At 41.7% G+C, this 14,858-nt stretch carries 7 protein-coding genes and 1 pseudogene; all 8 read left to right on the top strand.

Annotation, left to right across the window (positions count from 1 at the left end; all coding sequences use genetic code 11):
• The first annotated feature begins 14 nt into the window (after window positions 1-14).
• Window positions 15-5,375, top strand: a complete 5,361-nt coding sequence (locus RHOM_RS16575; RefSeq protein ID WP_014080552.1) for a GBS Bsp-like repeat-containing protein — start codon at window positions 15-17, stop codon at window positions 5,373-5,375.
• A gap of 151 nt (window positions 5,376-5,526) precedes the next feature.
• Complete coding sequence (locus RHOM_RS11845; protein ID WP_014080551.1) at window positions 5,527-8,334, top strand: GBS Bsp-like repeat-containing protein; 2,808 nt, start codon at window positions 5,527-5,529, stop codon at window positions 8,332-8,334.
• A gap of 116 nt (window positions 8,335-8,450) precedes the next feature.
• Complete coding sequence (locus RHOM_RS11840) at window positions 8,451-8,834, top strand: hypothetical protein (RefSeq protein ID WP_014080550.1); 384 nt, start codon at window positions 8,451-8,453, stop codon at window positions 8,832-8,834.
• Entirely contained in the window at window positions 8,824-9,186 is a 363-nt protein-coding gene (tnpB, locus tag RHOM_RS11835; protein ID WP_014080549.1) for an IS66 family insertion sequence element accessory protein TnpB, read from the top strand. The genes RHOM_RS11840 and tnpB overlap by 11 nt, the downstream gene beginning before the upstream one ends.
• A 281-nt stretch (window positions 9,187-9,467) precedes the next feature.
• Window positions 9,468-10,816, top strand: a pseudogene (gene tnpC / locus RHOM_RS18380) (IS66 family transposase).
• A gap of 101 nt (window positions 10,817-10,917) precedes the next feature.
• Window positions 10,918-11,508 carry a hypothetical protein gene (locus tag RHOM_RS11815; protein WP_044024685.1) on the top strand — a complete coding sequence of 197 codons (591 nt, stop codon included), beginning with the start codon at window positions 10,918-10,920 and terminating at the stop codon, window positions 11,506-11,508.
• Between the two features lie 338 nt (window positions 11,509-11,846).
• Window positions 11,847-14,402, top strand: coding sequence for an SIR2 family protein (locus RHOM_RS11810; protein ID WP_014080544.1), 2,556 nt, complete (start codon window positions 11,847-11,849; stop codon window positions 14,400-14,402).
• Window positions 14,403-14,562: 160 nt separating this feature from the next.
• Window positions 14,563-14,844 carry a hypothetical protein gene (locus tag RHOM_RS11805; RefSeq protein WP_014080543.1) on the top strand — a complete coding sequence of 94 codons (282 nt, stop codon included), beginning with the start codon at window positions 14,563-14,565 and terminating at the stop codon, window positions 14,842-14,844.
• The last annotated feature ends 14 nt before the right edge of the window (window positions 14,845-14,858 follow it).

Genomic DNA, 14,858 nt, shown 5'->3' with positions numbered 1-14,858 from the left:
ATAGGGAGGACATAATGAGAAAAAGATTATTAGCAGGTATATTGGCAGTCACAATGATGGTTAGTGCCGTGATCTGCCCTAATGATCAGGTGCTCGTAATGGCAGCAGAAACCGGGACTGAGCAAGTGAATGTTGAGTCCACCGAGGTAAATCAGGAGGAAACACAGGTGCCTGATAAAACGGAGGATACTATACCGGAAGAGACAGAAAAAAATGTGGATGATTCGCAAAATACGGAATCATCCGAAACGACAGAACCAGCTGAAGGGACGGAGACAACGGAAACAGTCGAGGAAACCGAGGCAACGGAAACAGTCGGGGAAACCGAGGCAACGGAAGTAGTCGAGGAAATAGAAGAGACCGAGGAAACCGAGGAAACAGAGGAAGCGAGATACTACATACAGTATTTGGTAATGGAATCTGATAAGATTTCTCTGAATGAGACACAAAAAGTTGTACTTGGAATTGACTGTGAAAAAGAAATCGATTATGCAAGTCTCGAGTATCATAATCAGCAGACGGGAGAAGTGCTTTCACAGGATTCTAAAGGGGTAACAGATGGAGCAATCTTATTTGAAATTGCATTTCAGAACGCCTCACAGGAAGGCTCCTATCAGCTTGATGCGGTAACGTTCGTAGTTAACGGCAAAAAATATACCGAGAATATCAAGGACGCTGGAATTGATGCTGTATTTGGTATGGAACAGGATGTCGATGTAAGCCCGGATGCGATTATTGAGGATGAAAGTTCACAGGATGGCAGCGTTCTGGATGATGCAGATATTGTCCAGATCGATGAAGATGGAAATGTAATATCGCAGAATTCCATTGAGGATGCACTTGACAGCGTCATTGAGGAAGACGATGGAATAGCATTGTTTAGTGCCCGCAGGGACATTGTCGTCGTATTGGACCCGGGACATGACAACAGTCATACTGGAGCGCAGGGAAATGGATTAAGAGAAGAAACCATTAACTTGAAAATTGCTGCATATTGTAAACAGGAATTGGAGGAGTACAGTGGAGTAAAAGTATATCTTACCCGACCTACAGATGGAAGCTGCCCATATCCTGGAACCACTTCAGGGGTCTGCAATGAAGATCGTGTAAAATATGCGTCAAGCGTAGGCGCTGATATTTATGTTAGTCTACATAATAACTCTTCTACAAATACATCTGCACATGGTGCAATGGTCTTTTACCCAAACACCAATTATAATTCAGGCGCGTCACAGACCGGAAAGGGATTGGCGCAGTTAATAGAGAACCATCTGGTTGCATTGGGATTATATAATCGTGGTATTACGATCAAGGATGCGCAGCAGGATAAGTATCCGGACGGAACAGCAGCTGATTATTACGGAGTTATCCGGAATTGTAAACTGGCAGGTATTCCGGCAATCATTGTCGAACATGCATTTGTAAGCAACAGTAATGATGCAGGAAATTATTTAAATACAGATGCAAAATTACAGAAATTAGGAGTGGCGGATGCAACGGCAATTGCCGAGTATTATGGGTTAAGTAAAGGGGTTAATGTCACATCAGACAGTATAAAGATTACCAACCTGAATAATGCGGCCGGCACGGCAACACTCAGTGTCAATGGGGTAAGTCCGGATGATAAAGTGCGTGCGGTGTCATTTGCCGTATGGTCAAAGGCAGACCAGAGTGATATATACTGGTATCACGCAACCAAAGTGGGAGTTGGAGGATACAGTTCGAACTTTCAGATAAGCAATCACAAATATAATCAAGGTACTTATTATGTAGAGGGATATGCGGAAGATATTTATGGTATCTCTCATTTATTGGGACGTGCAAGCTGTTCATTTAGCGTGACCGGAGGAAGCGTATCGGTACGCCCTGTCACAGCCGGTCAATATACATTAACACTTACAGGCGTAACCGTACCGGGAGGAACGGCAGGAGTTTCTTTTGCGGTATGGGGAGATGTGAATGGTCAGAACGATTTAAGATGGTACAATGCGACAAAAAACAGTGATGGATCCTGGAGCACAATCCTTCCGATTGCGAACCATGGGGAACTGGGGGTCTATCACGTGTGGGCATATGCAGTCAATATGGGACTCACCAGTACATGTGCGGTACAGACAGCGTTTGAACATCAGGAAACGGCTTCTGTTCAAAGTATTGCCATAAAAAATATGAACAGTACAGCAGGAACTTTTGACATTTTCGTAAACGGCGTGCAGGCATCCTGTGGGGTAAGCAAAGTGCAGATTCCGGTATGGAGTGAAAGTGATCAGAGTGATATTTACTGGTATACGGCGACAAAGCAGAGTGACGGCAGTTATGCGGCACAGGTAAACTTAAAGAATCATGGATACAACTATTCAACTTATAATATTCATGTTTATGTGACATCCAGCACACAGGTAAAAATGGTAGCGGGAGTTACCACTACAGAGGTATATCCGCCTGCAGTTAATTTAAAAACAGAACTTGCAGCGGATGAGCTGACATGTAATTTGACGGCAAGCAATGTAAAATTATCTGGAGGCGTGCAGAAAGTTTACTTTGCTGTCTGGAGCGATAATGGCGGACAGGATGATCTGGTGTGGTATGAAGCACAGGAATCTGGAGGAGTATGGAAAAGAAACATTTCCATTGCAGATCATAAAACAGATGGAACGTATGAGGTTCATCTTTATGCGGAAAACAGCAGTGGGAAAAGAATTTTTATGGGAAATACCACATTTGATGTTTCTTCCATCAGTGTCCAGAAAATTCAGGCAAAAAATGTAGATGCGGTCAATGGAAGTTTTGATGTTGTGGTATCCGGATTTGTTTCACCATCCGGGGTTCACACGGTACAGGTTCCGGTATGGAGTAAGAGTGACCAGAGTGATATTCACTGGTATACCGCGGCAAAGCAGGCAGATGGAACTTACATAGCGCATGTGGAGATTTCAAACCATGATTATAACTATGGTAAGTATACTATTCATACCTATGTGACGGCTGGAAACGGAGTATATAAGTTTACAGGATCAACAAGTACGTCCATTTATCCACTGCAGGCAACAGTCAGTGCAGTATTGTCATCCGATGAAAAAACATGCAGCCTGTCAGCAAGCGGAGTGCAGATGCCGGGAGGCGTGCAGAAGGTTTATTTTGCAGTCTGGAGTGAAGAAGGCGGACAGGATGATCTGGTATGGTATGCCGCAGAAAAAAGCTCTGATCGGAAGTGGGATCGGGATATTTTGATTAGCAGCCATAAAACGGCCGGGACATATCAGGTTCATGCTTATGGTGAAGACAGTACAGGTAAGAGAACGGTACTGGGAACGACCACGTTCCAGGTTTCAAGTTTAAAAATCCAGACGATACAGGTAAAGAATCTGCTGCCGGCGAGTGGAACGTTTGATGTGTTCTTTTCCGGAATCCAGTCGCCATCCGGTGTAAGTAAATTGCAGGTTCCGGTATGGAGTAAGGATGACCAGAGTGATATTTACTGGTATACGGCGGCAAGACAGAGCGATGGAACGTATGCAGTTCAGGTAAACCTGAAAAATCATGATTATAATTATGGAAAATATACAGTTGCGACTGGAATGACAGCAGGAAATGGAATTTATCAGTTTACAGGAGCCGTATCGGTACAGGTAAATCTACCAAGTGCGAGTGTGCGGGCGGTGCTGTCATCCGATGAAAAAACCAGCAGCATAACAGCGGAAAACGTTGCTCTGGCAGGTGGAGTACAGGGAGTTTATTTTGCAGTCTGGAGTGAGGCCGGCGGGCAGGATGATCTGATCTGGTACCAGGCAGCAAAAACAAGAGAAGGCACATGGAAAACAGATATATCGATTAGCAGCCATAAGAGCGAAGGGGTATATCAGGTGCATCTGTATGGAGTAGACCGGAATGGTAACCGTGTATTTATGGGAAATACCACGTTTAATGTGTCTTATATGTCCGTACAGAAGATACAGGTAAAGAATCTGAATAACGGAACAGGAACATTTGATGTATTCCTGTCGGGGATTACAGCACCATCGGGGGTAAGCAAAGTACAGGTTCCGGTATGGAGCAAGGCAGATCAGAGTGATATTTACTGGTATACAGCGACAAGACAGAGCGATGGAAGTTATGCTGCACAGGTAAATATAAAGAATCATGGCTATAATTATGGAAAATATACGATACATACTTATGTGACAGCAGGAAATGGTGTATACAAATTTACCGGGTCGACCTCTGCAACAATCAATGTTCCGACAACAACCATGCAGGTGGGAATACAGGCGGATGGAAGAAACTGTAATCTGGTAGCCAATAATGTGGGATTGCAGGGAGGAGTAAAAAAAGTTTATTTTGCTGTCTGGAGTGAGACCGGCGGACAGGATGACCTCAGATGGTATGAGGCATCCAACACCTCCTCTGGTGTATGGGTGAACAGCTTCCTACTCTCCAATCATAAAACAGCAGGCGTTTATGAGGCGGATACATATGCGATAGACAGCCAGAACAATTATGTGCCGATGGCGAGCATTAAGTTTACCGTACAGGGACCAAGCGCTTCTGCGGTTAATCTTGTAAATTATAATGAGTCAGATGGAACTTTTGGCGTAAAAGTGTCTGGGGCAACGTCGCCGGCGGGAATTGCTTCGGTAAAGGTTGCAGTATGGTCAGCCGGAAACCAGTCGGATCTGGTCTGGTATGATGCGACACATAACAGTGACGGAAGCTACGTCATTGGGGCAGATGTGCGGAATCATTCCAATAATACAGGAACATATTATGCGGACGCATATGTATATGACAATAATGGAATCGCATTATGTGCAGGGCGTGTGACATGCTCCATGATTCAGGTTACAAACCTGCTGCATCCCATCAGCGGTTCGACATCTGTGACGGTACAGCAGATGGTAAACTATTATAATACAAAAGCAGTTTATCCGTCTTTCTACCAGAATACAGAGGCATCGACCATACAGGCATTCTGCCAGATCTATATCGAGGAGTGCCGGGCGGAAGGAATCAAAGCGGAGGTTGCATTCTGTCAGGCAATGAAAGAAACCGGCTTTTTGCGGTATGGAGGAAATGTTCAGATAGAACAGTATAATTTTGCAGGAATGGGGAGCACGGGGCCTGGCGTGAGGGGGGAATCATATCCGGATGTCAGAACAGGAATCCGTGCCCAGGTACAGCATTTAAAGGCATACGCCAATACAGACAGTTTGAATAATATCTGTGTTGATTCCAGATTCCGGTACGTGACAAGAGGAACAGCGCCATATGTCGAATGGCTTGGAATACAACAGAACCCATACGGAAAAGGCTGGGCAACAGCAAATAATTATGGATATCAGATTGTTGATATGGTAAATAAATTAAAACAGAATTAAAGAAAAGTCGATAGAGAAGGACTCTATCGACTTTTTTAATGCAAAAGTACCAGAAAGGATGGACTTTATAGGGGTAGAAATGTTAAGATAATATTAAGATTTAGATCATAGTAGCCATTTAACAATTCTAGCCAGGGAAAATGAGGGAAAGATGAAGAAAAAGAAATTATTTGTGAGTGTCATTTTATTAATAGCTCTTCTGGTGTCTGATGAGTCGGCGGCTGTTGCCGCAGCGGAGATGCCGGTTCTGCCTGATAGCGGGATGGTGTCAGAAAGTGAGATGCAGTTGGAGACAGAAGAGGAAGGGGATACAACAGAGATATCGGATGAGACAGCGGAGAATGTAGAAGAAACAGAATCGATCAAAGAGACAGAAACGATTGAAGGGACAGAAGCGATTGAAGAGGCAGAAGCGATCGAAGAGACAGAAGAGGTTGCTCCTTACACAGCCGAACCGTTGAGTCTTTCCATAGAGTATCCGGCTGATATAAAATGTGGAACGCCGGTCACGTTTACAATGAACGCCAGGGGTGGGAGTGGAACGTATAAATACCGGATTCATTCCTTATTCAATTCCGAATTGAAAAGTGTCTATGATGTCAGCTATGGTTCCAATGGCAGTTATCGGGACAGCAACCAGTTTACGTTTACATTTTATGCATCGGGCATCTATTATATCAGGTTCAGTGTGATTGATATGTCCACCTATGAGACAAAGGATACCGGACTTTATGAATATAAGATTGACATACAGGATGATAATTATCCTTCGGTAGATCAGATTGTGTCCGACGTTACTGCACAATGTGAGGCGGAATGTACAACGGATTTTGAAAAGGCGCTCTGGCTGCATGACTGGATCATTGATCATGCCAATTATGATTATTCGTATACCTATTGTGCTCCGGAAGGCGTGCTTGCGAGGGGAAAGGGAACATGTGAATCATACCATTCGGCATATTGTATGTTGTTAAACAAAGTCGGTATTGCTACAGGCCGTATAGAGGGAAATGGTCATGTGTGGACCGCGGTAAAGATGGATGGAGAATGGTATCAGGTCGACAGTACATGGGATGACATGGGAGATGATTATAAGGGCACGATTTATGAACATATGTATTTTGGCCTGACAGATGAGATTATCAGTTATGTTCACAGTGATCATAAAGCTGCGGTGCCGGGTTATGAGTCGACAGCGCTTGCAGACAATTATTTTATAAAAACAGGAGAGATCAGGCAGTGGTCGGATCCCTTCATTGATACGATCAGGCAGAAGATAAACAATGGTCAGACAGAGTTTGTGCTGCCGGTCACAAGCAGTATGCCGGATAATTATAATAATGTTATCTATAATCTGGTGGCATATCAGCTGTCAAAGGAAAACTGGGGAACCAAAGCCCTTAATGTTACATACGGGAGCGGTCAGCTTACCTGTAAAGTTACAGATAAGGCGCAGATGTACGCATCTGTGACGGCAACTCCGGTCATGAATGAGACGGCATATCACATTGTGGTACAAAATGTCAGTGAAACAGGTGGAATAAAGGAAGTCCAGGTTGCAGTATGGAGTGACAAGGGCGGACAGGATGATCTGATCTGGTATACAGCTGCTCCGGATACAAAGGGCAGCTATGAAGTGAATGTACCTGTTGCAAATCATAAGACGGAAGGGATGTATTACGCCCATGCATATGTTGTGAACCAGCAGAACCAGAAAAGATATATTGGTGGTACGACATTTACGGTATCTTCACCGGGAGTAACGGTGCGGCCGATGGCACCGGGAAGATACCTGCTGACACTCGAGGGGCTGGCTGCATATAGCAGTGATATTACAGGCGTATCGTTTGCGGTGTGGGGACAAAGCGATGGACAAAATGATCTGCGCTGGTATACGGCGTCTGCGGATCAGACAGGAAAATGGCAGGCAGAAATTTCCGTTGCGGACCATGGGGAGAACGGAATTTACTATGTAAGTGCATATACGAGAAGAAAAAATGGAACAAACACCTGTATGGTTGCAACAGCATTTCAGCATACAGAGTCCGTATCGGTGCAAAGCATTGAGGTGAAAAACGTAGATGCAAGTGCAGGAACATTTGATGTGTTTGTAAAGGGAGTCAAAGCAGACTGTGGCGTAGAATCTGTCCAGCTGCCAATATGGAGTAAAAGCGATCAGAGCGATATCGTATGGTATATGGCATGGCGGCAAAGCGATGGAAGCTATGCCACCCAGGTAAATTTAAAGAATCATAATTACAATTATGCATTATATCAGATACATGTTTATGTAACATCGGGCACACATATTAAAACATTTGCAGGATTAACATCTGTCAGGATAGAGAAACCGCAGATCAGCATGCGGGCAGTCCTGTCAACAGATGAGATGAAATGCAGTCTCACGGCCCGGAATGTGGCGGTAGGCATGGGGTACAAAAAGATATATTTTGCAGTGTGGAGTGAACTTGGGGGACAGGATGATCTACATTGGTATGAGGCGGATCAGGCATATGTAGGAACATGGAGAAAAGAAATTGCAATCGCTTCACACAGAACGCAGGGAAAATATCAGGTTCATTTGTATGGCGAGGACGCAGGAGGAAATCGTACCATTCTTGGCACGACGACTTTTTCTGTGTCAAATGTAACAGTACAGTCGATAAAAGTGAAAAATCTTAACAGAACGACGGGTACATTTGATGTATTTTTATATGGCATCGAATCGGCTTCCGGACTGGAAAAAGTCCAGATTCCGGTTTGGAGTAAGGCGGATCAGAGTGATCTGATATGGTACACGGCATGGCGGCAGAGTGATGGAAGTTATGCCACCCAGGTAAATATCAGAAATCATGGTAGCTGTCGTGGCAACTATACGGTACATACCTATGTGACAGGAAAAAATGGCGTACGGATGTTTACGGGAGCGACAAGGGCGTCCATCGTAAATGCTCCATAGTCCATACATAGAATGCTAGCAGCAAATTTGAGAAAATAGACTAAAATATTAAGACGGTCAAAAAAGTGTAGTCCAAAAAGTTTAGGATATACTTTTGAGACAGATGGAGGAAGTCTATGAAATCTCAAACAGCATTGGTTGCACGTAGTTGTCGGCTTAACGAGTGGGTCCAAATGATTCACGATTGTAAGAATCGCCCTGCTGGCATGTCCGTTGATGAATGGTGCAAACTTAATTCTATCACAAAGGCAAACTATTATTATCGAATGAGGCAAGTCAGAATTGCCTGCCTTGATGCATTGCCTGCAGAGACGTTAGAGCATGCAGTGGTTCCTGTTCCGTTAGCATTAATGGAAGAGCCGGCAGGTATTTCGCCTGTATCTTCGAATAATAATTCTTGCCTTGAGTTATATGCCCATGGAGTGACGCTTCGCGTAACGGAAGCAACTTCAGAGACGCTGCTGACTAAGGTACTTGGGGTGCTTGCCCATGTTGAATGATGCTACGTGCTTCAAACAAGTTTACATTGTTTGTGGATACACGGATCTAAGATCTGGAATAGATACTCTGGCATCAATCATTGATGCGAAGACAGATAACAGTCCATTTGTCCCAGATACACTCTATCTTTTCTGTGGTCGCAAGTCGGACCGCATCAAAGGCTTGGTTTGGGAGAAAGATGGTTTTCTGCTTTTATACAAACGCCTTGAGCAGGGGAAATTTGTATGGCCTAGAAATGAAGCAGAAGTCCGGGCTATAACCATTCAACAATTCCGCTGGCTGAGGGAAGGCCTGACCATTGCTCCCAAGAAAGCAGTTCGGGAAATCAAGCCTCCAGAACATATGGCATGATGATTGTGCAAAAGGTAGAATTTTTTGCCATGAAAAATGGTCGTGTAATTACCGTTTTTTCATCATCATCAAGTCCCAAAAACAGTATTGTAAGCGAGCTATTGTGCTTTTATGTAGTTGTAATTTATATCCAGCATTTCAAAAGGATTCGATATCATGCTGGGTCTAAGCCGCTTGTAGGGTCAAACAACCATAGGCATTATGACGAACTCTGAAATGAGAGGTATTCACTATTTAAGACCATATGCGCTATAATGAATCTTGTAGAAATGAGGTTCATTATGGCGATGGAATACACAGAAGAACAACTGAATAATTTCGATAAGGCTACGCTTGTTCAGCTGTTTCTTGCCCAGCAGTCACAGCTTCGCGATATTGATCAGAAGCTTCAGCTATTGCTGGAACAGGTCGCTGTTTTGAACCACAACCGTTTTGGCAGATCCTCCGAGAAACTAGAAACTGAAAATCAGATCAGTTTCTTAGAGGTGGATGGCAATATCATTTACTTCAACGAAGCAGAGGCAGTTGAAAGCCTTGCCGAGTATGAAGAAAATGAAACAACAAAACCCAGAGGCAGGAAAGTCCAGGGAAAGCGTGCTACCGATATCCAAGGACTTCCGGTTATTCCTGTAGAACACCGGATGACAAAGGAAGAACTTATCTGTGAATTCGGCGAATGGGGCTGAACATTGACCGTGCCGACATGGCACACTGGACCATACTTTGTGCCGAACGATATCTTTCCGTCTTTTACGACTATCTGCATGAAAGAATATATGATTATCATGTACTTCAGGCAGATGAAACCCCGGTTTTGGTTTCAAAAGAGAACCGAACGGAGGGAAGTAAGCATTACATGTGGGTGTACCGAACCGACAAGATGTATCTGGATAAGCAGATCGTTTTGTATGAGTACCAACCCTCTCGTAATGCAAGCCATCCAAGAGCATTTCTAAAAGATTTCAAAGGTGTCTGCGTAACGGATGGATATCAGGCCTATCACACCATTGAAAAAGAGCGTGAAGACCTACGGATTGCCGGCTGCTGGAGCCATGCAAGGCGCCGATTCGACGAAGCTGTTAAGGCTTTGCCAAAGGACAGGCGAAAAAGTTCGCTCGCATATCTGGCATTAAAGCAGATCCAGGCAATCTATCGCGAGGAAAACAAACTTGCATCAATGACTATAGAAGAACGTCTAAAACATTGCCAGCTAACAGTAAAACCGCTGGTTGATGCCTATTTTACGTGGATCAAATAGAATCTATTGTCTGTAACGCCTAAGAGTAAAACTGCAAAAGGACTTACCTATTCTCTCAATCAGGAAAAGTATCTAAAAACCTTCCTTGAAGATGGAGAAGTACCGATGGATAATAATTCCGTGGAACAGGCAATCCGACCGTTCTGTGTGGGCAAGAAAAAATGGGTTATGATTGACACCATAGCTGGTGCAGAAGCTAGTGCCATCATCTACAGCATTGCAGAAACAGCAAAGTCAAACAACCTAAAGCCTTACAATTACTTCGAATATCTTTTAACTGAGATACCAAAGCACATGGAAGACCATGATGTAAGTTTCTGTGAAGATCTGCTCCCTTGGTCAGACAAGCTGCCGGCAGAATGCAGAAAGTAATTCGTTGACTAACGCCGCTCTTCGGAGCGGCTAATCAAAAGACCGCACCCACTATGGTGCGTTTACGATAATAAAAAGAAAAAGTTGATTTGAGGATGAAAATGGATCTTATGCAAGTTTTAATGGAAGAATATAAAATGTTGGGGCAGGTGGGAGAAAAGTATTTTGATAGATTATATCAAAGCCTGTATTTTACCATTGTTTTTTATGGGGCGGTCTTGGCAGTCATGAAATCAGAAGACAATGAAAAATTCTGGTTCATTATATTTTGTTATTTTTTGCCAATAGGAACCTTTTTATTTGGACTTTTTTATGCATATAATTCTTATGTAATAGCAAGGCAAGGGTTTTGCATGATTAGGTTAGAAAAAATGATTCGGGAACAAGGTCTGTACGCATATAAGAATGCAGGTTTTGCGGGATGGAATATATTATCTAAAAAGTATGCAGGTAACTATAAGTTAGCATATGGGACATCATTGATGTTTTTTGTTTTTGCACCCGTTTTTGACTACATATTAGGAATTGGAAAATCAGATTTTAAATGGATAATAAATTTTACATCCATTACAGGATTAAATATTTTGTACAGTATATTTCCAATACTATTTTATGTGGTATATGTTATTTTTATGATAATAATGATAAAAAATATGTTGATAATGAATAAAATGATCTATGTGGAATTATAAGAGAAATTCGTGTGCCGTTGAAAAGGAGAATGAATGATTTAGAACTGCGGTTTTGGTACTAAGGGCAATAGTGCTTATAGAAAAATATATTCGGAGGACCAATAGTTTCATTGATAATAACGGAAGTAGTAGATGCGATAGGGTATACAAAGGTGTTTTTTGTGGCGTGTATATTATTGACTTAAAAAATTTTAATAAACATTGGAAATTACATGAAATGTTATAAATGATAAGATACGAAGGTTTGCAAAAATGTATGGATGTAGTAGAATATAATGAAATAAACTACATCACATGGAAAACAGGACGATAATGTTGAAAAGAAGGTAGTGGAAAAGATGGATAAAACAATGGTGGAAGAGACTACGATAAAAGATCTGAAGGACTGCATGGAGAATAATATGCCAGTGCTGTTTTTGGGTGCTGGTTTTTCTCGGGAAGCCCTCTGCAAAAAAGGGAAGCTTCCCACAGGCTCGGAGCTTGCTGATGAATTACGATTGGAGTTTGTAAAAGACAAAATCAGTGAGGCAGATTATAAGGATGTTGAAAAATATAATCTTCGTGAATTGTGTTCCTGTATTGATGCATTAGATAAGGACAATAAAGCAAAAAGAGAAGAGTATCTTACAAGACGCCTTAAGGGAGCCTTGCCAAATGAGACTGGATTTCACAATTTGCTGGTGGATTATCCATGGAGGAGAATTTATACGGTAAATATTGATGATCTGGTTGAAAATATATATGAAGAAAATGACAAAGAGTACAGTTGTATTTCATCAAGTAAAGATATTCCCCGCAAAAGTGAAAACATGGAGCTCATTAAATTACACGGCAGTGTAAGAAAACCGGGGGATGGCTACATATTCAGTAAAAAGGAATATAATGATCTGATCGGAAGCAAAGTGAATATCGGTCTTGTAGAATTTACAAATGAAATATATTCTGCAAATGATGTCATATTTATCGGAGCTTCACTGGATGAACCGGATATTGAGTACTATTTACAGCTTTATGAAAATATGCAGATAAAGAGAAAGAAAAGCCGTATTTTCTTTATAGAACCGTATCCCAAATTGGCGTTGGAGCAAAAAGCGGCAGAGTTGGGGGCGACCATTATTCCGTGGACTACGGAGAAATTTTTAAAATTTGCATCGGAGCTGGAATATGCACCGGAGAGAGCAGAGCGCGCCAGATTAGAACTTAACCGGGCTATGATCTATCGGCTTCAGGATGATATAAAAATTTTTAAAAATCCATATGAGAGTAATATATATCAGGGATATTATAGCACCTGGCAGGATGTTTTTGACAGATGGACATTTGAAAATACGATGTTAGACAGTGCGAAAAAGAGTCTGGATATTATTTTGAGTCAAAAAGATCCACTAAAATGCTTTTGCCTGTATGGAAGCTCTTTTTCGGGGAAAAGCACACTTTTAAAACAGCTGGGCTATTATTTGCATAGTATGGGATATGAGGTACTTGAATATAAGGGAAGATTTTTAGAGAGAAGTGTACTTCGCAACTATATTATGGAAAGTAGCTATGAAAAATATGCAATCCTTATAGATAATGCAAGTTTTTATTATAAGACCATTGAGAGATTTTTGAGAGACAGTTATGAAGAAAAAGAAATTGTTTTTTTGTGTGCGTCCAGAACGTATTATCATACAAGAAAGAAATATTATCTGGAAGGGAACTGTTTTTGTGATTTAGAATGTAAAGACAAAATCAGGAAAGAGGATGCGCCCATTATAGCACAAACACTGGAAGAGAAGGATTCACTGGGAGATTTGTACGAATTCGACCATGATTCAAATGAGCTGTATCGGGAGATTCAGAGGAAGCAGAGTGTTGTGAATCTGATCGTATATCTGACTTATGGCAAGGAAATGCGGCGAAAATTAAATAAGGAAATGAAGTTTGTAACGGATCTTCCGCCGATAGAAATGAAATTGCTGCTGGAAGTGGCAATATTTAATAATCTGGATATTGAATATTATCCGATCGAATTATTTATAGGACGTTATCAGGGGGTAATTCGTCTGACGGAGGAGGGCGGGATCAGTAACCTGAAGGTGATAGATTATATTAAATATGATGATCAGGGAATTGCTTTAAGAAACTCTCTGCTTCAGGATGCGGTTTTGAAAAGTAACAGGGATAAAATTTTTCCTGCAATCCGGGAATTGTTGCTTTATATGTCGACTTATGTGTATGAAGGAAGACAGGATGTGTGGATGAATGTATTCCAAGCACTTTTAAATGAGGCCAGGTTAAGAGAAAAGTTTAAGTCGGAAAAATCGGAATTGGGTACTTTGTTTTATGGGATTAAGCAGGAATATACAAAGGTCAGCTATTATTGGCTTCAACTGGGCTTATATGAACAGGGAGAGAATAATTATGCAAAAGCACTGAGCCATTTGAAAAAATCCCAAAAGATACAACCGAAATCTTTTAAGATACAGCATGCAATTGCAAGGAATTATCTTAAATATGCTAATGTACAATCCGACAGCCAGACAGCAAAGGAATTGTTTGAAAAAGGCGAAAAGTTGATGCTAGATCTGATCAAAAGTAAGGAGTATTATATTCAAAAAGCAAAACTGTTTTCTGTTGATTCTTATGTGCTGGAAAAGGTTAGATATGTAGAAAAGTTTCATGTAAAACTTAGTAATAAGGAGTTGAATGAAATGAGAGATATGCTGAGCGAGGTTTATTCACCTAATGATTCCTACATTTATAAGGCTATGAAAGTTTTCTATCAAATGCTATGCAGAATAGGAAAACAATCCATCATACGAATGGACTTTAACAGTCCTTATTATGATATTATGAAAAAAGAATTTGCAGGAGACGATGAGTTTGAAAATACTATTTATTGTGAGGAGTAGGTATTATTTACCAAAAATATTGTATTGATTAGTAAAGTGTCAAAAGAAATCTGATCTGTGTGTTTTAATAATTCATAATTTTACCAAATAGACATTTGACGAAAAAGAGATTTATAATACTCCCATAGACAGGCACTTCCCAATGAGGAGGTACCCATGTATGGGAGAATGTTTTCAGACATTGAACTTGACAAATGCATATTTGTTTGCAGCGGCGCTACAGGATGAGGAAATCTGTCGGAATGTGCTGGAGATCGCTTTGAACCGTAAGATCACTGCGGTCAGATCGCACGCAGAGCATACGCTCTTCCTCGACAGCGATTTCAAATCGGTGCGCTTTGATGTGTATGCGCTGGATGCTGAGGAGGTCAGCTATGACGTTGAGATGCAGAATGATTTTGGCAGGGATCTGCCCAGTTGCTGCACCTGTTTGAATATTTGAAACAAAGCACCGAA

It is taken from the genome of Roseburia hominis A2-183 (assembly GCF_000225345.1).
Lineage (GTDB): Bacteria > Bacillota > Clostridia > Lachnospirales > Lachnospiraceae > Roseburia > Roseburia hominis.
Note: the sequence above shows the minus strand (reverse complement) of the source record. Positions and strands in the feature narration are given on the sequence as shown.